We start from the raw sequence: 22,565 nt of genomic DNA on the forward strand, positions 1-22,565 counted from the left end.
GACACAATGGGTTGTTCCCACGCCACGCATTGCATAGGCTTGCGCGATTGTTTGCCCGCGCACGTCGCGAGCCGCCTCGAGGAGACTGAAAATGGGCCTGAATAATCAGTGGATGCAACGCGATCTCGCGGTTTTGTGGCATCCGTGCACCCAGATGAAAGACCACGAACAGCTGCCGCTGATCCCGATCAAGCGTGGTGAAGGCGTGTGGCTGGAAGACTTCGAAGGCAAACGTTACCTCGACGCCGTCAGCTCCTGGTGGGTCAACGTGTTTGGTCACGCCAACCCGCGGATCAACCAGCGCATCAAGGATCAGGTCGATCAGCTGGAGCACGTGATCCTCGCTGGTTTCAGTCATCAGCCAGTGATCGAGTTGTCCGAGCGCCTGGTGAAAATGACGCCGGAAGGCCTGACCCGGTGCTTCTACGCCGATAACGGTTCGTCCTGCATCGAAGTCGCGCTGAAAATGAGCTTTCACTATTGGCTCAACCGCGGCCAGCCGAACAAGAAGCGCTTCGTCACCCTGACCAACAGCTACCACGGCGAGACCATGGCGGCGATGTCGGTGGGCGACGTGCCGCTGTTCACCGAAACCTACAAGGCGCTGCTGCTGGACACCATCAAGGTGCCGAGTCCCGATTGCTACCTGCGCCCGGAAGGCATGAGCTGGGAAGAACATTCGCGCAACATGTTCGCCGCCATGGAACAGACCCTGGCCGAGAACCACGACACCGTCGCGGCAGTCATCGTCGAGCCGCTGATTCAGGGCGCCGGCGGCATGCGCATGTACCACCCGGTTTATCTGAAACTGCTGCGCGAAGCCTGCAACCGCTATGGCGTGCACCTGATCCACGACGAAATCGCCGTCGGCTTCGGCCGCACCGGGACGATGTTCGCCTGCGAACAGGCCGGCATCCGTCCGGACTTCCTCTGTCTGTCCAAGGCCCTGACCGGCGGTTACCTGCCGTTGGCGGCCTGCGTGACCACCGAAGATGTCTACAGCGCTTTCTACGACGACTACCCGACCCTGCGCGCCTTCCTGCATTCCCACAGCTACACCGGCAATCCGCTGGCGTGCGCGGCGGCATTGGCGACTCTGGATATCTTCGAAGAAGACAACGTCATCGAGAACAACAAGGCGCTGGCTCAGCGCATGGCCACCGCCACTGCGCATCTGGCCGATCACCCGAACGTTTCGGAAGTGCGTCAGACCGGCATGGTGCTGGCCATCGAGATGGTCAAGGACAAGGCCACCAAGGAAGCTTATCCGTGGCAGGAACGTCGCGGCTTGAAAGTGTTCCAGCATGCGTTGGAGCGTGGTGCTTTACTTCGACCGTTGGGCAGCGTGGTGTACTTCCTTCCGCCCTACGTGATCACGCCTGAACAGATCGACTTTCTGGCCGAAGTGGCCAGCGAAGGCATCGACATCGCGACTCGCGATAGCGTCAGCGTGTCGGTGCCGAAAGACTTTCATCCGGGCTTCCGCGATCCGGGCTGATTGATTTCACCTAAGCTTCTGCGGTGACCGGACTACCGTCATCGCGAGCAAGCTCGCTCCCACAGTTGACCGCGTACACCTGTGGGAGCGAGCTTGCTCGCGATAGGGCCGCCAAAACCTGCACACATTTTACAGAGACCCCCGATGAGACTGTCCCGCTTCTTTATCGACGCCCCCTTGAGCACTGGCGAACACGAGTTGCCCGAGGCCCAGGCCCATTACATCAGCCGCGTGTTGCGCATGGCCGAGGGGGATGCGCTGCAACTGTTCGACGGCTCGGGCCAGGAGTTTCGCGCCACGCTGGTGGAGGTCGGCAAGAAGCGCGTCGTCGTGCAGATCGATGAAAGCTTCGCCGGGCAGGTCGAGTCGCCCTTGCAGATCCATCTCGGCCAGGGCTTGTCCCGTGGCGAGCGGATGGATTGGGCGATTCAGAAAGCCACCGAACTGGGGGTCACTGAAATCACCCCGATCTTCAGCGACCGCTGTGAAGTCCGACTCAAGGACGAACGCGCCGACAAACGACTGATGCACTGGCGCCAGGTTGCGATCAGCGCGTGCGAGCAATGCGGACGCTCAAGGGTGCCGGTGATTCACCCGCCGCTGCTGCTGGCCGATTGGCTGAAGCAGACGGAGGCAGAATTGAAACTGGTACTGCATCCGGTGGCCGAGCCATTGGTGAGCCATGCGAAACCGGCGACGCTGGCGTTTTTGATCGGCCCGGAAGGCGGGTTGTCCGACGCTGAAGTCGAGCAGGCCAAGGCCGGCGGTTTTCACGCCGCCCGCCTCGGCCCTCGCGTGCTGCGCACCGAAACCGCTCCCGTCGTGGCACTGGCGGTGGCGCAACAACTGTGGGGCGACTTTTAGGTTCTGATCCTACTTCACCGGATCACTCACTGGTTTGGCGATGATTGCTTTCAGTTCGCTGGTCATCGGGAATTCCAGGTTCAGGCCTTTGGGTGGAATCGGTTGCTGGAACCAGCGCTGGTAGATGCCGTTGATCTCGCCAGAGCTGTACAGATCGGCGAGGGTCGAGTTCACCAACTCGAGAAACTGCGGATCACCCTTGCGCACCATGCAGCTGTAGATTTCCCGCGATTGCTCCTCACCCACCACGACCCAGTTATGCGGATCGCGGGCCTTGGCGCGTTCGCCGTAAAGCAGCGCGTCATCCATATAGAACGCCGCCGCCCGACCTGACTGCAGCATCTGGAAGGCTTCGCCGTGGTCCTTGGCGCTGATCACGAACATATCGATCTTGTGATCGATGTTGTAGCTCTTCAGAAACCGCTCATTGGTGGTGCCCGCGGTGGTCACGACGTTCTTGCCACGCAGGTCGGCGAAGCGCTTGATGCCGCTGTCCTTCGCCGTGAGCAACTGACCCTTCACGTAGATAAACCCGTAGGAAAACGCCACTTGCTGCATGCGCTCGGCGGTCACGCCGGTGGAGCCGCACTCAAGGTCGACCGTGCCGTTCTGCACCAGTGGAATACGCGTTTGCGAGGTCACCAGGTTGTACTTCACCTGCAGATCCGGCAGTTCAAGCTTTTGCTTGATGCGCTCGACAATCTTGCTCGCCAAGTCCACCGAATAGCCCATCGGCTGCCCCGTGTGATCACCCACGTAGGAGAACGGCACCGACGCGTCGCGATAGCCCAGCGTGATGCTCTTGGCATTGGCGACCTTGTTCAGCGTGCCGGTCAGCGGCGCTTCGTTGGCCTGGACCTGACTGGCGAGCAGCAGGCCGAGGGTGCAGCCGATCAACGTGATTTTTTGCATTGTTATTCTCCGTTGTGGGTAAGGCGATTAGCGGCGGGCGGCGATCACGGTGATTTCCACCAGCACCTCTGGACGGGCCAGTTGCGCCTGCAAGGTGGTGCGGGTCGGCGCGTTGCCCGGTGACAGCCACTGCGACCAGACCTCGTTCATGGCGGCAAAGTCGCGACCAATGTCGTTCAGGTAAATGGTCGCGTTGAGCAGATGATCCTTGTCGCTGCCAGCTTCGGCCAACAACGCATCGATTTTCGCCAGCACCTCGGCGGTTTGACCGGTGACGTCGGTGCTGTCACCCGGAACCTGTCCCGAGAGAAACACCAGATCGCCAAAGGTCACCGCGCCAGAGAGTCGGCTGTTGCTGTTGATACGGTTGATGTTCATCGGTTTTTCCTTTTCAAGTCAGGCAACGCGGGGGGCGAGGCCCTGCATTTCGATTGAAGGTGCGCGCCGGGCGATCAACTCGCTGAGCAACCGGGCGCTGCCACAGGCCAAGGTAAAACCCAGGGCGCCATGACCGAGGTTGAGCCACAGGTTGCGATACGCCGCGGCGCCGATCAACGGCACGCCGCTGGGGGTGGCCGGGCGCATGCCGGCCCATTCGATGGCGGCGTCGTAATTACCGGCATTGGGCAAGGTTTCCTGCGCCTGGCGCTTGATCAGCGCCAGGCGTTTGGGGTCGAGCGCCGGGTCGAAACCGACAATGTCGACCATCGCCGCCACGCGCAGCTGTTCACCGATGCGGGCGTAAACGATCTTGCGGTTGTAATCGGTGATGCTCAGCTCCGGCGCACGATGTTCGGCGCGGATCGGCAAGGTCAGGCTGTAGCCTTTGAGCGGATACAGCGGCAGGTTCATGCCTGGCAGCGCCAGCGCCGGACTGCGATGACCGGCGGCAATTACCAGTTGCTCGACCGGCAGCACCTGCGCACCCATTTCTATGGCCTGCACCGCGCCGTCCGCGTGGCGAATGCCGGTGACCTTGCGACCGAGCAAAAACTCGCAACGCCCCGACGCCTGGAGTCGAGCCAGCAGTTGCTGGCAGAAAGCATGGCAATCGGCGACTTCTTCGTCAGGCGTATAAATCGCGCCCACAAACGGCGCCTCGGCGAGTGCAGGCTCCAGCTGCGCGCATTCGGCCCGCGACAACACGTGCTGCTGTCGCGGATCGGCGAGGCCATGGCGAGCGTGTTCGAAACTCGCGGTTTCACGAAACGTCACCAGTTTGCCGTTGCGCCGCCAGTCGAAACCGTCGAGACGGTCTTCGTCGCGCCAGCCTTGCAGCGTGGACTGGCTCAGCAATGCCAGACGCAGCAGGTGCGCGCCGTTGCGCTGATTCACCGAACGACGGCAGGCCGCCAGGAAGGACGCCATCCAGCGCCATTGCGCCGGGTCCAGGCGCGGGCGCAGCTTCAACGGCGAGTCACCGCGCAGCATCCAGCCAAGCGCCTGCAATGGGACGCCGGCATCGGCCAGCGGCGCGACGTAGCGGTAGGACAACTGGCCGCCGTTGGCGAAACTGGTCTCGCTGCCCAGCGAGTCCCGGGCCTCGATCAATGTCACGTCGATGCCGTCGCGAACCAGTGCGTAAGCCGTCGTCAGCCCGATGACGCCACCACCGATAATGCAAACCCGCTGAGCCATGTCTGTCCTTAACCGTTGTTGAAACAGGCTTCAGGTTAGGACCAGGTGACAGCCGTTGAACAATGCATAAAGATGCCTGACCCATAAACAAAGGTTATGGACTTGCCATGCGACTGCGACACATCGAGATTTTCCAGGCCATTCGCCAGACCGGCTCGGTCAGTGGCGCCGCGCAGTTGCTGCACGTGTCGCAGCCGGCGGTGAGCAAAGTGCTGCAACACGCCGAACAGCAACTGGGCTTCCCGTTATTCCTGCGGGTGCGCGGCAAATTGCAGGCTACGCCCGAAGCGCTGGAGCTTGAGCGCGAGGTCGACAAGGTCACCGAAAGCCTGCAAGGCGTGCGACGTCTGGCCCAGAGCCTGCGTCGCGAGCCGGGTCACAGCGTACGGATTGGCGCGATCCCGGCGCTGGCCTTGTCGCTGCTGCCGCCAGCAATCAACGAGTGGACGCAACGCTACCCGGACATTGTCTGCGAACTGTCCAGCGCCCACAGCCGTGAGCTGATGCAGAATTTGTTGATGCGCGAAGTGGATGTCGCGCTGACCTTGCAACCGCCGGATCATCCGGGCTTGAAGGCGCAGGTGTTGGCCTGCGGGGTTTTGGTGGCGCTGGCGCCGTTGGGCTATTGGACCGATGACGCCTTGGGCCAACCGTTGCCATTGATCGAACTGGCCGGCGCGCCGCTGATCGGCCTGTCCAGCGCCGACCCGCTGGCTGCCAGACTCGACAGCTACCTTGAGGCGGTCGATCCGCCGCCACGGGTACGCATCGCCGTGCAGACCTATTCGCTGGCGCGGGCGATGGTTGAATCCGGTGCCGGATTGGCGGTGATCGATCCGTTTACTGCACTGGGCGCGTCCCCCGCCACCACGGCGATTCGACCTCTGGCGCCAGCGTTACCGATCACGTTGTATGCGGTCACCCGCGCCGACGAACCGCCACCCCACACCTTGAGCGACTTGTTGCAGGTGTTCAGCCGACGGGCGCAGGCGCAACTGGATCGCCTGTGTCCCTGTGGGAGCGAGCCTGCTCGCGAATGCGGTGGATCAGTCAGCGATGATGTCGACTGACCTGACGCTTTCGCGAGCAGGCTCGCTCCCACAGGTTTTTCAAACAGTGCGATCTACAAGACATAAAACAGAATCGCCACAAAGTGCAGCAAACTCCCGGCGATCACGAACAGATGCCAGATCCCGTGGGCATGGCGTAAACGACTATCCAGCGCAAAAAAGACAATGCCCACGGTGTACAGCACGCCGCCCGACGCCAGCCAGGCGAAACCTGTACTGCCCAACGCCGCCAGTAACGGTTTGACCGCCACCAGCACGATCCAGCCCATCACCGCATAGATCACGATCGACAGAATCCGCGCTTCCGAACGCGGTTTGATCTCTTGCAGGATGCCGATCAGCGCCAATCCCCAGACAATCCCGAACAGCGTCCAGCCCCACGGCCCGCGTAGCGTCACCAGACAGAACGGCGTGTAGCTGCCGGCAATCAACAGGTAGATCGAAAAGTGATCGACCTTCTGCATGATCTCTTTCTTGCGCCCGCGCACGCTGTGGTAAACGGTCGACGCGCTGTAAAGCACCAGCAAGGTAAACCCGTAAATCGCCACGCTGACGATCTTCCACGGGCTGCCGTCCATGCTGGCAATCACCAGCATCCACACCACCCCGACACACGCCGCCACCGCCCCAACCAGATGCGTCCAGGCGTTCAATCTTTCCCCGTGATACATGTGTTGCTCACCTCAACGTTCGTTGCAACATCGCGCAAGGCTCAGGCCTGAAGGTTAAAAGCGCAATGTTTCAAAACACAAATCCCCCAAGAACCCACATACGTGCACAATCGAGCCATTCGAATAAGAGTCTGCATCATGCTGATCGATGAAGAGTTGACCCTGAAAAAACTCGAGGTGTTCCTGGCCTTCATGCGCACCGGCAATCTGGCCCGGGCCGCCGCCGAGTTGCAGACCAGCAATGTCAGCGTGCACCGTGCCATTCACTCCCTGGAAAGCGCCCTGCGCTGCCCGCTGTTCAAACACGAAGGCCGCAACCTGACACCGCTGGAAAGCGCTTATGTGCTGGAAGAGCGGGCGCAGAAGCTGATTCAGGACGTGGTCGAAACCGTGCGCCTGACCCGCGAAGCCGCCGGGTTCTCCGCCGAGCGCTTCAAGCTGGGTTCGTTGTATTCATTGACGGTGAAGACCGTGCCGCAGCTGATCATGGGCCTGAAGATCCGCCGCAGCGAACTCAATATCGACCTGATCCTCGGCTCGAACTTCGACCTGCTGTACAAGCTCAAGAACATGGAAGTCGACGCGATCCTGGTGTCGCTGGACGAGAGCGTGAATGATCCGGATTGCGCGCAAATCCACCTGTTTTCCGATGACATGTTTCTGGCCACGCCGGCTGATTCGAAGTTTGCCCAGCGGACCGACGTTGATCTTGCCGAAGTGCGCGACGAGACATTCATTACGCTGACTCAGGGCTTCGCCACGCATCAGGACGGTAATCGGGTGTTCAAGCAGGCGGGGTTCGAACCGAAGGTGGCGATGCAGGTCAACGACATCTTCACCCTGCTGAGCATGGTCAGCTCGGGGGTGGGTTATGCGTTGCTGCCGGGACGGATTGCGGCGGTGTATGAGAACCGGGTGAAGCTGATTCCGTTGCAGGAAAAGTATCGGTTGCAGCAGCACATTGGCGTGGTGTTCTTGAAGGCCAAGGAGCGGGATCCGAATCTGTTGGCGTTGTTGGCGGAGTGTCGGATGTACGCCAATCGCCAGGCTTGAGACCGCGGCGCCCCTATCGCGAGCAGGCTCACTCCTACCCTGGAATGCATTTCCCTGTAGGAGTGAGCCTGCTCGCGATGGCGTCGGTACATTCAATAGAGATCCAGCGGCTTAACCCACAATCCCACGAACAATGAAGTACAACAACGAAGGCCCAAGCAAGCACCCAAGCCCGGTATGGAACGTCGCCGTCAACGCCCCATAAGGCACCAACCGCCGATCCGTCGCCGCCAGCCCGGCCGTCACACCGCTGACGGTGCCAGCCAACCCACCAAACACCATCGCCGAGCGTGGGTTATCCAGCCCCATCCAGCGTGCGGCCATCGGTGTGCCAACCATCACCAGAATCGCCTTGATCAACCCGGTGGCAATCGACAACGCCATCACATCCGAACTCGCACCAATTGCGGCCCCGGTCACCGGCCCGACGATGTAGGTCACCGCACCCGCGCCGATGGTGGTCATGCTGATCGCATCGCGATAACCGAACGCCCAGGCCATGCTTGCGCCGACAATGAATGGCAGGATCGTGCCCAGCAGCAGCGCAATCACACCGATCAAACCGGCCTTTTTCGCTTCGGTGGCTTGCACTTCGAATGCCGTGGCGACGATCGCAAAGTCCCGCAGCATGGCGCCGCCCATCAGGCCGATGCCGGAAAACAGCGTCAGGTCCGCCAGGCCTTTTTGCCCGCCGGTCATGGTGCCGCCGACCCAGGCCAGCACCAGCCCAATCACAATGGCAATCGCCGAACCGTGAATCCGTCCGAACGTCAGGCGCTTGGACAACACCACCGACACCCACATGATCACACCAACGAATGCGAACGCGGTGACCAGACTGTTATTGGCCAGACCCTTCTCAATGAGTTCCCACATATCAGCGACCTCCTACTGGCGTGCCGACCGGCGTTATTTCCGCTGGCTCATCGGGCAAGGGTTCGCCTTTGTGAGTCCGGCTGATCAGGGCAATGGTGCAGCCGCAAATCACCACCGAACCAATCGCCGCCAGCACCGCCACCGGGCCGCCGTGCAGTGCGGTGACGACGTTCTGTTGCGCGGCCATTGCGACCACGACAGGAATGTACATGGCGCCCCAGAAACCGACGCCCATCTCACAATCCTTGGTCATGCCGCCGCGTTTTTGCATCCATAACCGCGCGCAGATCAACAGGATCATCGCGATCCCGACGCCGCCGACGTTTGATTTCACACCCAGCAACACGCCGAGCATGTCGCCCACGATCACCCCTGCCAGCGTACAAATCGCCAACAGCGCCACACCGTAAATAATCATTGTTGTTGTCCTCAAAGTGCATCGTCGAATGTTATTTTTGTTGTTCGAAGGCCTGAGTGTTCTAGGGTTGGCGGCTTCCCTCCTCACGCAACAGCGCCTGCAGGGTATCGAGCCGCGCACCGTCGAAGGCAATCACGGTGCCCTGCTCGAACACCCGGCGCGCCAGCCCGGTCAGCACCGCACCGGGCGGCAGTTCGATCTGTAGACGTACGCCGCGCTCGTAGGCGCTTTGTACCGTGCCGCGCCAATCCACCACGCGGCACATGTTGAAGGCCAGGTCGTCACGCAAGGCTTCGGTGTTGATGATTGGCCGTGCGCGACTGCCGCTCAGGTAACCCAGCGTCGGTGTTTTCAGCTGCACCTTGGCGAAGGCTTCGGCCAGGGCTTTAGCGGGGGTTTCCAGCAGCGGGCAGTGAGACGGCACACTGACAGCCAGACGTTTGGCCAGACCTGCACCGCGACCTTTCGCTAACTCGGCCACCGCTTTCATCGCGCCATCGCTGCCGGCAATGACCACCTGGTTATCGGCGTTGATATTGGCCAGGTAAACCGGCGTGTCGACGCTGTGAACCTGCGCCAGCAACTCTTCCACCGTGGTCAGGTCCAGACCGATGATCGCGGTCATGCCGTAGCCTTGTGGATAAGCCTGCTGCATCAATTCACCGCGCAGGCTGACCAGATGCAGCGCATCGCTGAAACTCAAGGCGCCGGCAACCACTGCTGCCGGGTAGGCGCCGATGGACAATCCCGCGACGTAATCCGCTGGCAGTGATAACTGACGTGAAGCGGCGACACCGGCGATCAACAGGCAAAGCTGAACGGCCCTTGTCGACTTCAACGCCTCGGCAGAATCCAGCAGCAAAGTGTCTTCGCCAAGCACCTCACTCGCCTCGATCACCGTTTCGCGAGGCAAACGATGGAGCATGCCCGGCTGCTGAGCGCCCTGGCCGGGGAACACCAGCAAACTGCTCACGCTGCTTGCTCCCACGGATCAATGACCAGGCAGGCTTCACGGGCGTTTTTCAGCAAAACCCGGCGGGCAGGACTGGCCCATTCGCGCAGGGCGACGGCGCCAAAAGGCGTCTGCAACTGCATGTCTACCTGGCACGCAGCCGTGTCCAGAATCTTCACCAGCGCCTGCGCTTTCAATCGGTCGAGCGGTTGCGGCGTGCGCAGGATCAAGTCGAGATCGCTGCCCTTGTGCAACGCCTGAACACCGCTGGCCAATTCAAAGCCGGCGCTGCCGCTGATACCCCAGATCCAACCGCAGGTATCGAACACCGGCCGCAAATCATTGAGGGCGCGCACTGCCGGCAAATCCCGCTCAATCAAGACATGACAAAGGTCTTCCGGTTTGACGCGACGCGAAATCGCATCGATCGACATCACCGTTGCAAAACGCTGTTCACGCAAACGCCCACGCACCCCGACCGCGATGTGATCCGCCGCGCTCAACGCACGCCGAACCACCACCGGTTGACCCGCACTGATCGACTCGATCACCCACGAAGGTGCATCCGCAGGCAACTGCTCCGGGGTCAGCCCCCAGAGCAGGTCGTGGGCCAGAAGCGTGTTCACCACTGCTCTCTCAGCAATTGGCGAACATGGCTCGACGCCGCACGGTTGCTCGCGCCCAAGCGGCTGCTCAGGTCTCGACCACTGGCGGCGACATCGCCAATCGCCTGGGTCAGGCATTCAGTCACCCGCGACAGATCCGCCGCCGTCGGCTGCTCGATCTGTTCCACCGACAAGGTTTCCCAGAGCAGTCCAAGGCTCGCGTAACTGTCGATGTCATACGCCATCGGCGGCACGCTGGCGGCCAGCGCTTCGAGTTCTTCGACGCTGCGCAACGTCACCCGCGCCGCCGAAGCCTTGCCCATCGCGTGAACCATCACGCCGGGATCGCGCAGGGCGATCAGCCGATTGGCCTGATATCCATGAGCGAGAAACGCCCCGGACATTGCCTTGCCCACCAGCAAACCGATCACGGCATGGCCGGCCAGTCGGGCGCGGGCATAACTGTCCGCGGCACCGGCCAAGGCTTGATGAATGCCGAGTGCTTCTTCGCGCCGACCGTAGGCCTGACTCGGCACGTCGACGATGGCGATCAAGGCGCGTTTTTGCGGTTTATCCAGATCCGCTGCGATGACTTCATCCACGGCTTTGGCCAGCCCCCAACCTTCCAGCAAACCGACCTCGCCATTGCGGGCGCGGACGAAACGGTTGTCGGGATCAGCCACCACCGCGATAAAGCGAACGGGCTGGTCACCCAATACACCGTCGGCAACCTTCAATGAAGCGGGCAAACCATCCACCGGTTTCGCGCCCGCACTCAAGGCGTTGAACCAGTTCAAACCTCTCAGGGAATACGAACTCATGAGCGCTCTCCTTGATACAGATCGCGAACCGTCGCCGGCTCGATTTGCGGCTCGGCGTCCAGACGGGCCAACCGTTGCAGGAACAATTCGGCCTGACGGCTGCGTTGCTGTTCCGGCAAACCTTGCTTGAGCAATTCACTGACCTGCTGCTGAACCTGCGCCACGTCGTCGGCGACAAAACGATCCACCAAACCACTGGCGAAACGTTGCTCGCCACCGGTCAGGCTCCAGATGAAGGGACGATCACGGGAGTCGTATTCCTCAAGCCCGGCTTCCAGTTCGATCACTTGCGGACCGTTCAGGCCAAGCCGTGCTTCCTGAGTCACCAGTAAATAACTGCACAACCCGGCAGCAATCGACATCCCGCCAAAACAGCCGACGCTGCCCGCCACCACACCAACCACTGGCTGGTATTGGCGCAGATCGACAATCGCCGCATGAATATCGGCAATCGCCGCCAGCCCAAGATTGGCCTCCTGCAAACGCACGCCACCGGTTTCCAGCAGCAACACGGCGCGAGTGGGAATGCCATTGCGGTTGTCTTCGGCCGCCAGTTCCAGCGCACCGGCAATCTTCGCCCCGCCAACCTCGCCGAGGCTGCCACCCTGGAATGCACCTTCGATGGCGGCGATCACCACCGGCAAACCACCGAGACTGCCCTTGGCGATCACCACGCCGTCATCGGCTTGCGGCACCACGCCCTGACGAGATAGCCACGGCGACATGACGCGTTGAAACGGGTCGAGCAATTCACGGAAGGTGCCGGCGTCGAGCAAGGCCTTGGCACGTTGCCGGGCGCCGAGTTCGACGAAGCTATGTTTGTGGAGGAGATCAGTCATGGCCGATCTCCTCAAAGCCTTGTTCCAGACGCAAGCGCACCACGCCCGGTGTCGCGCCGAAATCGTGGATATCGATCGCCATCGCCGGCGGTGTCTGACCGTCGAACATCCGCGCAAACAGATGCTTCCAGCGTTGTTCGCTGCCGTTAACCGAGGTCTGCACCTTGATCGTCAGTTTGCCGGCCTGGCCTGGTTCGATCAGCACTTCCAGATCGCCCGAGCCGACACAGCCCACCAGCGTCCGGCCGCGTGGCGGCTGCCCGGCGGGGAATTCAAAAGATAAGGTTTCCATCAAAAAGCTCCCTGGATGAGGCCATCGCCAGACTCGATGCGGTCGATGAACAGGCAGGCGGCGAGCAAGTCGGCAGCACCGCCGGGCGAGGCATTCAACGCGATGAGTTGTTGGTCCAGCTCATGCAAACGACGGCGGCCGGCGAGGCTGGCACTGCCGCCCGCATCGAGCACCGCTTGGGCGCCGAGTTGCATGGTCTGCAGGCCTTCTTCGCCTGCGCGATAGAGCACACAGGTGTCGGCCAGATTCGTCATGATCGCCAGCAAGGCATCGAGCCGGGCGTTCTGCTCGCCATGACCGGCGGCGCGGCTGCGTTTGAGTTGTGGCAGTGCGCGTTGGATCACCGCCGGAAAACCGAGCTGGGCTTCTTCACGGGCACCGCGTGCGCCGTAACGCTGAGCGACTTGCGCGCCGTGGCTCAGAGGACGCGGGGCGTAACGATCGTCGAGCAAGGCCAGACGTGCGGCGCGCAAAGAGATCGAGCCGGCAGCCATGGATTCGGGTTCCAGTGCAGCCGCCGCGACCAACAGACCCAAGGCCCAGATGGCGCCGCGATGGGTATTTATCCCGCCCGTGGTGGCGAGCATCACTTCCTCGCCTTCACGACCGATCAGGCCAATGGCTTCGCGCAGCGGCACACCGACTTCGCCAAACTCGATGGCCGCTTCAGCCATTTCCTTGAACGCAGGCCACAGGGACAGCGCCGAGGCGTGCATCAGCCCGAGGTGCAAATCGGTGTGCGCGCCATTGCCGCGACGGTCGACCAGCGCCGGTTTCGGCGACAGATCCGCTTCGTCGATCAGTGCGTCGACGGCCAGATCCGCCAGCCGCTCAGCCAGGGACAGGGTTTTCGGTTGCAGGTTGAATGCGTGCATTACCAGCTCCTGAACTTGGCGGGCGGGTTGTAGAGACCACCGGACCACTCGACCAGATCGGCCACGCTTTTCGCCGCCAGCAATTCGCGGGTGGCGTCGGTGCGGCGGATGCCGAGGTCTTCGGGCAAGGCGATCAGGCCTTCGCGGCGCATGCGCGCGGTGTCTTTCGGATTGTGGCGAAGGCCGATGACGGTCACCCCGGCCACGGCGGCGATCATCGCCTGGCGCTCTTCCAGCGAACGCGCCTTGTAGAGATAGGCGATGCCTTCTTCAGTCAGCAGGTGGGTGACGTCGTCGCCGTAGATCATGATCGGCGCCAGCGGCATGCCGCTTTTCTTCGCCACTTCCACCGCGTCGAGGGTTTCGACGAAGGTCGGTTTGCCGCCCTCCTGGAAGGTCTCGACCATTTGCACCACGAGTTTCTTGCCTCGTTCCAGCAGCGCTTCGGGCGCATCGTCGTGGCGCATATCGAGCCAGGCCGGCGTGCCGTGACGACGGCCGCGCGGGTCGTGGCCCATGTTCGGCGCACCACCGAAACCGGCCAGGCGGCCGCGCGTCACGGTAGAGGAATGGCCATCGCCGTCGACTTGCAGCGTGGCGCCGATGAACAGGTCCACCGCGTATTGCCCGGCCAGTTGGCAGAACATCCGATTGGAGCGCAGGGAGCCGTCGCGACCGGTGAAGAACACGTCAGGCCGAGCGGCGATGTAGTTTTCCATGCCCAATTCGGTGCCGAAGCAATGCACGCTTTCGACCCAGCCGCTTTCGATGGCCGGGATCAAGGTAGGGTGAGGATTGAGGGTCCAGTTGCGGCAGATCTTGCCTTTAAGGCCGAGGGATTCGCCGTAGGTCGGCAGGATCAATTCGATGGCGGCGGTGTTGAAACCAATGCCGTGGTTCAGGGACTGGACGTTGTGTTTTTCGTAGATCCCGCGGATCGCCATCATCGCCATCAGCACATGCACAGGCTTGATGTGGCGCGGGTCGCGGGTGAACAGCGGTTCGATGTAGAACGGCTTGTCGGCCACCACCACGAAATCGACCCAGGACGCGGGGATGTCGACGCGCGGCAGGTCGCTGACATCGTCCACCAGTTGATTGACCTGAACGATGACGATGCCGTCGCTGAAGGCGGCCGGTTCGATCAATGCCGGGGTGTCTTCGGTGCTCGGGCCGGTGTAGATGTTTCCGGCGCGGTCGGCCATGAAACCGGCCGAGAGCACGACGTTGGGAATCAGGTCCACCACCAGCCGCGCATAGAGCTCGATGTAGGTGTGGATCGCACCGATTTCCAGCAAACCGTCTTCGAGCAACTGGCTGATGCGCAGGCTCTGGGTGCCGGCGAAAGAGAAGTCGAGCTTGCGGGCGATGCCGCGTTCGAACAGGTCCAGATGCTCGGAGCGTCCGACGCTGGGCATGATCATGTGCAGGTCATGCAGTTTGGCGGGATCGGCCTTGGCCAGGGAGCGGGACAGGAAATCCGCCTGCTTCTGGTTATTGCCCTCCAGCACCACACGGTCGCCGGGCAGGATCAAGGCCTCCAGCGCCGCAACGATTTTGTCGGTGGGCAGGACCACACCGTCGGCGAGACCCCGCACCAGCTCGAGACGCCGCTGCTTTTCGCTGCGCCGCCGCGTCCATCGCGAGTCGGGGGATATTGTTGTTGTCATGACCACTCCACGGGTTCGCTGTCGTGGGAGTGACATTAGGAGTGTTGGGTGGGGGCATCAATCAAGCAGAGTGGTGGATTGTTACGGTCAGGGTAATGGTTGATCTGGTTTTCTTTTTTGTCAGTTAGATCGACCCCTCACCCTAACCCTCTCCCCAGGGGGTAGAGGGGACTGACCGAGGTGTTCTTGGAGCTACATCGACCTGAAATACCGAGTAGAACTCAGGTTTGAAAACAACACAGATCTGCTCCCTTTCCCCCTCTCCCCACTGGGGAGAGGGCTGGGGTGAGGGGTGGATTTCGAACACACCTAGTTTTAGTGTTGAAACATCTGTCCTGAGAAAGCTCCACAGCAATCATCGACAAGTCCCAAAAAAGGACCAATCAAGCCCTTTTTGGGACTCTTCAACCTTCGCCAGCCAAATGGGGATTTGTGTTTAAAAGTTTGTCCGCAGGAACGGTGAGAGGCTACGCAGTCTGGCGTCGCTGCCTACAGCAATGCCGGAACCCACTGACTGGTGCGGTTTTGCGTTGGTCCTTATCGTTTGCGTGTTGCTGCACATCCAGTGACTGGGACTGGAAACCCAAAAAAAAAGGGCGCAAAAGCGCCATTCATAACGAATGGGCCAACTCCAATCTGTAAGCGGAAACTCATTATGTCCAAGGTAACGCCCAACTCAGCAGATAACACTGACACCGATTCCCAAGCCTCCCTCGAAGCCGAAAAACTCAAAGAAGCCGCCGACCGCGCCTTCTCCCACTACTTCCCCCCACTCCAAGAAAAACCGGCCAAGCGCTGTAAATCCCAGCTCTTCACCGTCTCCCCCGATATCGACACCGAAGCCCTTCTGGCCAATGCATCCGAAGACCTGCTGTCCATCAGCGCCATTGCTGCCGATCTGGCGGACGACGTGGAAGGCTCACGCCGTTCTGTAGCCTTGGCGCTCAGCCGCATGGCGGATGGGGTGCAGTTGTTGGTAGAGCGGGCGCTGGATCATCATGAGTTGTTGCAAATGAAGGCTCAGGCCGGGGTTTAGCAGTCAGGACTGCGGTGAGTTAAAGGCCGCATTCGCGAGCAGGCTCGCTCCCACAGGGGTTTGTGTACGACACAGATCAAATGTGGGAGCGAGCCTGCTCGCGAAGGGGCCCGTCAGGTCAACCCGGCATTCACCAGTAACTCCTCCAACGCCAACAAGTCAGGGACTTTAGCCACTTGCTCCCCCACCTGCACCGCCGCCTGTTCCAGCGAGCACAACGGCACATCCACATAGCTCAATTGACTGTCGAGCTTGTAAGACCGCGGAATCCCCTGCACCAGCAAGGCGATGAATTTCAAATCGGGCCGCCCACCGAGAGCATTGAGGATGACAATCCGCGCCCGCTCACCGATCACGATTTTCTGCCCACACGCCGACTCGAAACTCAGCAACGGAATCTGCCGGTTCCGCCACATTACCCGCCCGAGGTACCACGGCGGAGTGTCGAGGTCGAAGGCGCTGGGTTGGTAATCAATAAGCTCCGCAACAGCGACGTTGGGCAAAATCAGGTTGCGGTCAGCCAAGGGCAGCAGCAGGCCGGTAAGGTTGCTGGTGCGGTGCTCAAGCATGGGTTTTGCTCCACAGGGTGATGCTTTCGAGCAGCACCGATTCCTGGTATGGCTTGCCGAGGTAGTCGTTGACGCCGATGGCCATGGCGCGGTCGCGGTGTTTCTGCCCGGTGCGGGAAGTGATCATGATGATCGGCAGGTGCTGCAAGCGTTCGTCGGCGCGGACCTGGGTCGCGACTTCGAAGCCGTCCATGCGTGGCATTTCGATGTCCAGCAACATCACGTCGGGCAGGTGATCCTCAAGCAGCAGCATGGCGTCGACCCCGTCCTTGGCGGTCAGCACGTTCATGCCGTGGCGTTCCAGCAGACGGCTGGTGACCTTGCGCACGGTGACCGAGTCATCGACCACCAGCACCAGCAGCGGTTTATGCGGCTCGACCTCTGTCTCCTGAGTCGATGACTGTTGCGGCACGCGGGCCTGCATAGCGCGGATTGGCGCCAGCAAATCGAGAATCAGCACCACCCGCCCATCGCCGAGAATCGTCGCGCCGGACAAACCCTGCACCGCCGCAAATTGCGGGCCGAGGCTTTTGACCACGATTTCGCGAGTGCCGGCCATGGAGTCGACTTGCACGGCGATGTGCCGCTCGTTGCACTGCACCAGCAACACCGGCAGCGGCAGGCTCTGGCCCAGCAGTTTCGGGCGGTGGCTGGTTTTCAGCAGTTCACCGAGGTAGCACAACTCATAGTGTTGCCCGGCGTATTTGTAGGTCGGCGGATCGAGCCGGTAATGTCCTTCGAGTTCGTTGGGCAGCACGCGAACGATGCCGTCGATGGTGTTCAGCGGGATCGCGTACTGATCATCAAAGCACTGCACCATCAGCGCCCGGTTGACCGACACGGTGAACGGCAGTCGAATCCGGAAGTGCACGCCCTGCCCCGGCACAGAGTCGATGCTCATGGTGCCGCCGAGTTGCCGGACCTCTTCATGCACCACGTCCATGCCGACGCCGCGCCCGGAAATCTGGGTGATTTTCTCTGCGGTGGAGAACCCCGGTTGCAGGATGAATTGCAGCACATCGCGATCGCTGATGTCGCTGTCCGGGGCCAGTAACCCGCGCTTGATCGCCTTGCGCCGCACCGCGTCCAGCGGCACGCCGGCACCGTCGTCGCGGATGTCGAAAATGATGTCGCCGCCTTCTCGCGACAGGTCGAGGGTGATTCGACCCTGAGCCGGTTTACCCGCCGCGATACGCACCTCGGCGGATTCCAGGCCATGATCCACGGCGTTGCGCAGCATGTGTTCCAGCGGCGCGGCCATGCGTTCGAGGACGTTGCGGTCCATCTCGCCTTCGGCATTGCCGACGATGAATTCCACATCTTTGCCCAACTCGCCGGAGACCTGACGGACGATCCGCTTCAAGCGCGGCAGCATCCGCTCGAACGGCACCATGCGCGTACGCATCAGGCCTTCCTGCAATTCGGTGTTGATGCGGCCCTGCTGTTGCAGCAGGTTTTCCGCGTCCTGATTGCGTCGGTCGAGGGTTTCCTTGAGGTCGAGCAAGTCGGAGGCGGATTCGAACAGTGCGCGCGACAGTTGCTGCAACTGTGAGTGGCGGTCCATTTCCAGCGGATCGAATTCTTCGTAGCCCAGGCGTTCGGCTTCGACTTGCTGGCGGCTGAGAATCCGCCCCTGGGTTTCGGTGTCGAGCCGGCGCAACTGGTCGCGCATGCGCTCGATGGTGGTTTCCATTTCGCTCAGGGTTACGCGCGCATCGTTGACCTGTTGTTCGATCCGACCACGGAAGATCGACGTTTCGCCGGCCAGATTGACCAGATCGTCGAGCAGTTCTGCCGAGACCTTGACCATGTCCGCGCCGGCATCGGGTTGCGCTGCGAGCGTCTCGACTTTCGGCGTTGCGGACACCACGACCGGTGCCGGTGCTTCGGGCACAGCCGGATGACTGAAATTCTTGATCGCGTCGATCAGTTGATCGGCGGGCGGCAGTGGCTGACCGGCACGGGTCGCGTCGAGCATCTGCGCCAGTCGGTCGTGGCTGCTTTGCAACAAGCCGAACAACGCGGCGGTGGGTTGCAGCACGCCAGCGGACAGGCCTTCGTAGAGGAATTCCAGCTCATGGGCGAGGTCGCCAATCGGCGCGATTTCCACCATCCGCGCGCCACCCTTGAGGGTGTGCAAATCACGCAGCAGGGTTTCCACTTCCTGACGATTCGACGGCTCGGCCTGCCAGCGCACCAGTGCCGCGCCGGAGTTTTCGATGATGTCGAAACCTTCCTCGAGGAAGATCTCCAGCAGCTCCGGATCATGCCCCGGTGAATCTTCGGCCCGTGCCGGTTCGACCGTTTCAACAGCGCTGGCGTTGCCCTGGCGAAACTCACGAATGGCCTCGATCACCTCACCCGGATCGCCCAATGGCTGCTGGTTCTGTAACTGATCAAGCAGCGTTGCGAGCCGGTCATGACTGTGTTGCAGCAGGTGCGCCAAGGCTTCGCTGTAGGCGTAGCGGCGATCCACCAGACCTTCGTAAAGGCTTTCCAGTTCATGGGCCAGATCACCGACCGGCTCGACCTCGGCCATCCGCGCGCCACCCTTGAGGGTGTGCAAATCGCGCTGCAACGACAACAACGGCGCGGCGTTGTCCGGGTCGCTCAGCCAGCGCTGCAAGGCCTGGCCGGCGCTTTCGAGGATATCCACCGCCTCTTCGAGGAAGATCGAAACGATCTCATCGTCCAGCTCAACCTGGGTCGCGGTCTGTTCCAGCTCGGCCGTGGCACTGCCCAGTTCCCGGATGCTCAACGTGCGGCTGCCATCGCTGCGAATCAGCCCCATCGCCGACGGATCCAGGCTCTCATCGAGCAAGCCGCGCAAGGCCCGGATGCGTTCCGGTTGCGGGCTGACTTCCTGGCCGGCGGCCAGTTCGTCGAGCATATTGATCAGCGCTTCATGGGCACTTTGCGCCTCGTGGAAAAACGCCTCGCTGACCGCCAGGCTACTTTCTTCCACCGCACCGTAGAGGTCGAGCAAGGCTTCGCAGAGCTCATCCACCGGATGCAGATCAGCCAGGTGGGCGCCTTCGCCGAGGGTGGTCAATTCGTCCAGCAATGCGCTGAGTTCCTGACGCTCGCCGGGATGTTGCTGCCAGCGCTGCAACAGGCTTTCGGCGTCCAGCAGGATGTCCATGCCTTGTGCGAGGAAGTTGTTGATCAGTTGCGGATCACGCTTGATGCGCAACCCGGTATTCGGTGAACTCAGGAGGGCTTCCAGACGTTCGGCCAGCAATGCCTGGGTTCGCTCGATCAAGGAGCGGGCGCCGGGAATCTGCGCCAGTGGATCAGTCTTGAGCTGTCGTAGCCCGAGACGAAACAGTCCTTCGGCTTCCAGCAACAGTTCGACTTCGTCCAGGTCGAGGGCGATCAGGTGCGCCTTGTACTCCCGGGCCAGATGATCCAGTGGCTTCGCCAGCTCGGCAATCGGTACTACGCCGGCCATGGAGGCGCTGCCCTTGAGGGTGTGCAGCGCCCGCTGCAACTCGTCGCTGGCCTGCAATGGCACGTGCTCGGCGGCTTTATCGAGGAAACGGTTGAGGCTGGCGAGATGGGTCTCGGCTTCCTTGCGGAAGATCTCCAGCAACAGCGGATCGAGGGCCGCCACATCCTGGGTATCTTCATCGCTGACAGGCGTATCGCCCTTGGCGAGGGCATGGGCTCGAGCAGCCAATTGGTCGACCTGGTTGCATTGGCGCTGGGCATTGGCGGCAAATTCGGCCACCAGCTTCGGCAGCAGGTCCAGGGCATCGCGGAGCAATTGTTGCACCGCTGCCCCTGGCGGAACGCTGCGTTCCAGCACGCGGTTGAGCAAGTTTTCCACCGCCCACGCCAGCTCGCCCAGCACCAGCGCACGGACCATCCGGCCACTGCCTTTCAAGGTGTGGAATGCCCGGCGCAATTCACTCAAGGCAGGTTTATCGTCGGGGTTAGCCGTCCAGCGCGGCAAGTACTCCCGGAGAATTTCCAGGACTTCATCGGTTTCTTCGAGGAACACTTCCCGCAGCTCATCGTCCACCGGTTCTTCACCGGCGGGCGGCGGCAACAGACTTCCCGGAGTCGTCAGGGCGGGCGGATTGATGGAGGACACAGGGCTGGCCAATACATCGGCCAGTGACTTGACGGTCTCAGGGTCGTCCAGCTCCTGCAGATCCTGCATGACCTGCGCTTCACTCGGGCTGAGTACATCTTCAAGCACCGGCACCTGTTGCTCGATGGGGAAAAAGCCGAGTGAGGCCAGGCTTTTTTCCGCGACGTCGAGCAACTTTTCGCCCGGCGCTTCGGGGTCGTCGCTGAGGCGCTCCAGGTAATACTCGATGCTGGTGATGACGTCGGCCAGGTTGTCCAGCTCCTGCCAGCCGGGGTGATCCGGATCCAGCAGCAGGTGCTCGCGGATGAAGTGGTTGCACGTTTCGATCAGGCTGGCTGCACGGCTCAACGGAATCATCGCCAGTGCACCGCGCACCTGGGTCAGCAAGGCCGGCAGTGGCTGCAAGTGCTGGCGGTCCCAGTCGGCGTCGATGTAGTCGACGATCATGTCCTTGGCCTGTTGCAGGCAGATGCGCGCTTCCTTGATCACGATCTGATGGATCTGGGTCAGGTCGGTGGTCGGCAGGCGGCTTTCTTCCTGGCTTTCCGGCTCGACGGTGCCGACCATGCCGGCGAGGGTCGCTTCGACGTAGAGCAAGGCACCGGCGACGTCCATCAGGATCGCGTCGTTGGGCTCGCGCTGGCCCTGGGCCAGGCTCAGCACCATCGCCAGTTGATCGATGATGACCTTGCGTGGCTGGCCGAAACCGAGCACCGCCAGGGTGTCGGCGATTTGCCGCAGGGGCGCCAGCAGACTTTCGAGGTCAGAGGTGTGTTGGCGGTCACTGCGCACGAACAGGTCCAGGCGTTCCTTGACCCGCACCAGCTCTTCACACAAAGCGGCCAACACCGAGCGCATGGCATCGCGGTCGGGGCCGGCCAGCCGTGCCCGTTCTTCGTCGACCATTGCGCTGTCAGGTAGCGCGTCGTCCAGTCCGTAGCGATCTTTCATGGTCAGCATCTGCCCGGTGGGATGTTCGGCCTTGGCAATGTAAAACAGCAAACTCTTGAGCAACTCTAGCGGCGCCGGCTGATTGATGCCCGGCATGCCCTGTTCAAGCAGGCGCTTGAGTTCTTTATCGGCCTCCTTAAACAGACTGCGCAACGCCGGACTGTTGGCAATCGAGCCGCCGCGCATGCCTTCGACCAGCGCCGAGGCGACTTGCCACAACGGGCTCAAGGGCGCGTTGCCGCACAGCCCTTCGAGGCGCGCAAAAACCTTGGTCAGGTAACCGAGGTTGGTTTCGCCGTCCTGTTCACGCAGTAACCCGACCAGGGCCATCTGCAGCATCTGCCGCAACTTGCGCAGCACGTTCGGTAAATCCGCCGGCTCCAGCAGCGCCAGCGACTCTTTGTCCAGGGGCGGCAGGTCCGGCAATTGCGGGCTGAACAGACTGGTTTCCGACAACAGGCTTTCGCCACGGGCGCTGCGCAGATCGTTGATCAGTGGCAACACAACCAGCGGCAGGTCGCGGCGCGCACCTTGCACCCGGTCGAGGTAAATCGGCAGCTGCCCGAGGGCTTGCAGCAACAGGTGGAGCGTCTCATCGCGATGACTGACGCGGTTCTGTTGCAAGGCGGTGGTCAGATGTTCCATCTCTTCGGCGAGCAGCGCCGCGCCGTAGAACTCGACCATCTGCAAACTGCCGTGAACCTGATGGATGCATGCCAGGCATTCACTGAGGGCGTGCGTCGCCTGCGGGTCATCAAGCAACGCTTCAATCGCCTGATGAGCCACCTTCAGCGTTTCGGCAATCTCGCCTTTGACCCACTCGAGGGCCACATAGTCGTGCCGATCACCCATAGCCACT

General features: G+C 61.5%; 20 protein-coding genes. 5 read left to right on the forward strand and 15 right to left on the reverse strand.

Features of this window, described 5'->3' with window-relative positions:
* The first annotated feature begins 91 nt into the window (after positions 1–91).
* Positions 92–1,498 carry an adenosylmethionine--8-amino-7-oxononanoate transaminase gene (locus ACA056_RS26910; protein WP_497268983.1) on the forward strand — a complete coding sequence of 469 codons (1,407 nt, stop codon included), beginning with the start codon at positions 92–94 and terminating at the stop codon, positions 1,496–1,498.
* 144 nt (positions 1,499–1,642) lie between these two features.
* Positions 1,643–2,362 carry a 16S rRNA (uracil(1498)-N(3))-methyltransferase gene (locus tag ACA056_RS26915; protein ID WP_497268985.1) on the forward strand — a complete coding sequence of 240 codons (720 nt, stop codon included), beginning with the start codon at positions 1,643–1,645 and terminating at the stop codon, positions 2,360–2,362.
* A gap of 9 nt (positions 2,363–2,371) precedes the next feature.
* Here ACA056_RS26915 and ACA056_RS26920 read toward each other — a convergent pair whose 3' ends face one another.
* From ACA056_RS26920 to ACA056_RS26930, 3 genes are read right to left on the reverse strand one after another with little or no spacing between them, the layout of a single operon-like run.
* Positions 2,372–3,274, reverse strand: a complete 903-nt coding sequence (locus ACA056_RS26920) for a transporter substrate-binding domain-containing protein (RefSeq protein ID WP_497268987.1) — start codon at positions 3,272–3,274, stop codon at positions 2,372–2,374.
* 27 nt (positions 3,275–3,301) lie between these two features.
* A complete protein-coding gene (locus tag ACA056_RS26925) occupies positions 3,302–3,652 on the reverse strand; it encodes a RidA family protein (protein WP_149628292.1) in 351 nt (116 codons plus the stop codon).
* 18 nt (positions 3,653–3,670) lie between these two features.
* Positions 3,671–4,912 carry a D-amino acid dehydrogenase gene (locus ACA056_RS26930; RefSeq protein WP_497268990.1) on the reverse strand — a complete coding sequence of 414 codons (1,242 nt, stop codon included), beginning with the start codon at positions 4,910–4,912 and terminating at the stop codon, positions 3,671–3,673.
* Between the two features lie 107 nt (positions 4,913–5,019).
* Between ACA056_RS26930 and ACA056_RS26935 the strand changes: the two genes are divergently transcribed.
* On the forward strand, positions 5,020–5,982 hold the full coding sequence (locus ACA056_RS26935) for a LysR family transcriptional regulator (RefSeq protein WP_497268992.1): 963 nt from the start codon (positions 5,020–5,022) through the stop codon (positions 5,980–5,982).
* Positions 5,983–6,035: 53 nt separating this feature from the next.
* Here ACA056_RS26935 and trhA read toward each other — a convergent pair whose 3' ends face one another.
* On the reverse strand, positions 6,036–6,653 hold the full coding sequence (trhA, locus tag ACA056_RS26940) for a PAQR family membrane homeostasis protein TrhA (RefSeq protein WP_497268994.1): 618 nt from the start codon (positions 6,651–6,653) through the stop codon (positions 6,036–6,038).
* A 138-nt stretch (positions 6,654–6,791) separates the two neighbouring features.
* On the opposite strand from trhA, the gene ACA056_RS26945 reads away from it, so the two are divergent.
* On the forward strand, positions 6,792–7,706 hold the full coding sequence (locus tag ACA056_RS26945; protein ID WP_497268996.1) for a LysR family transcriptional regulator: 915 nt from the start codon (positions 6,792–6,794) through the stop codon (positions 7,704–7,706).
* Between the two features lie 111 nt (positions 7,707–7,817).
* Here ACA056_RS26945 and madM read toward each other — a convergent pair whose 3' ends face one another.
* From madM to mdcA, 9 genes are all read right to left on the reverse strand, one after another.
* Complete coding sequence (gene madM / locus ACA056_RS26950; protein ID WP_497268998.1) at positions 7,818–8,582, reverse strand: malonate transporter subunit MadM; 765 nt, start codon at positions 8,580–8,582, stop codon at positions 7,818–7,820.
* A 1-nt stretch (position 8,583) separates the two neighbouring features.
* On the reverse strand, positions 8,584–9,000 hold the full coding sequence (gene madL / locus ACA056_RS26955; RefSeq protein ID WP_046045246.1) for a malonate transporter subunit MadL: 417 nt from the start codon (positions 8,998–9,000) through the stop codon (positions 8,584–8,586).
* Positions 9,001–9,061: 61 nt separating this feature from the next.
* The gene (gene mdcH, locus ACA056_RS26960) at positions 9,062–9,973 is read right to left on the reverse strand and encodes a malonate decarboxylase subunit epsilon (protein WP_497269000.1); all 912 of its coding nucleotides are present in this window, start codon (positions 9,971–9,973) and stop codon (positions 9,062–9,064) included.
* Positions 9,970–10,581, reverse strand: coding sequence for a malonate decarboxylase holo-ACP synthase (locus ACA056_RS26965; RefSeq protein WP_497269002.1), 612 nt, complete (start codon positions 10,579–10,581; stop codon positions 9,970–9,972). Before ACA056_RS26965 ends, mdcH begins: the two co-directional genes overlap by 4 nt.
* Positions 10,575–11,378 carry a biotin-independent malonate decarboxylase subunit gamma gene (gene mdcE / locus ACA056_RS26970; protein WP_497269004.1) on the reverse strand — a complete coding sequence of 268 codons (804 nt, stop codon included), beginning with the start codon at positions 11,376–11,378 and terminating at the stop codon, positions 10,575–10,577. Before mdcE ends, ACA056_RS26965 begins: the two co-directional genes overlap by 7 nt.
* Entirely contained in the window at positions 11,375–12,217 is an 843-nt protein-coding gene (locus ACA056_RS26975) for a biotin-independent malonate decarboxylase subunit beta (RefSeq protein ID WP_497269006.1), read from the reverse strand. Before ACA056_RS26975 ends, mdcE begins: the two co-directional genes overlap by 4 nt.
* Entirely contained in the window at positions 12,210–12,509 is a 300-nt protein-coding gene (locus tag ACA056_RS26980; protein WP_497269008.1) for a malonate decarboxylase subunit delta, read from the reverse strand. The genes ACA056_RS26975 and ACA056_RS26980 overlap by 8 nt, the downstream gene beginning before the upstream one ends.
* A complete protein-coding gene (locus ACA056_RS26985; RefSeq protein WP_497269010.1) occupies positions 12,509–13,384 on the reverse strand; it encodes a triphosphoribosyl-dephospho-CoA synthase in 876 nt (291 codons plus the stop codon). Before ACA056_RS26985 ends, ACA056_RS26980 begins: the two co-directional genes overlap by 1 nt.
* Positions 13,384–15,054, reverse strand: a complete 1,671-nt coding sequence (gene mdcA, locus ACA056_RS26990; protein WP_076029439.1) for a malonate decarboxylase subunit alpha — start codon at positions 15,052–15,054, stop codon at positions 13,384–13,386. Before mdcA ends, ACA056_RS26985 begins: the two co-directional genes overlap by 1 nt.
* Before the next feature lie 655 nt (positions 15,055–15,709).
* On the opposite strand from mdcA, the gene ACA056_RS26995 reads away from it, so the two are divergent.
* On the forward strand, positions 15,710–16,090 hold the full coding sequence (locus tag ACA056_RS26995) for a DUF6124 family protein (RefSeq protein WP_497269012.1): 381 nt from the start codon (positions 15,710–15,712) through the stop codon (positions 16,088–16,090).
* Between the two features lie 113 nt (positions 16,091–16,203).
* Here ACA056_RS26995 and ACA056_RS27000 read toward each other — a convergent pair whose 3' ends face one another.
* Positions 16,204–16,659 (reverse strand): chemotaxis protein CheW, encoded by a 456-nt coding sequence (locus ACA056_RS27000; RefSeq protein ID WP_283182021.1) that lies wholly within the window; start codon positions 16,657–16,659, stop codon positions 16,204–16,206.
* Entirely contained in the window at positions 16,652–22,558 is a 5,907-nt protein-coding gene (locus ACA056_RS27005) for an Hpt domain-containing protein (RefSeq protein WP_497269015.1), read from the reverse strand. Before ACA056_RS27005 ends, ACA056_RS27000 begins: the two co-directional genes overlap by 8 nt.
* Between the last annotated feature and the right edge of the window lie 7 nt (positions 22,559–22,565).

It is taken from the genome of Pseudomonas sp. LBUM1666, from assembly GCF_059695775.1.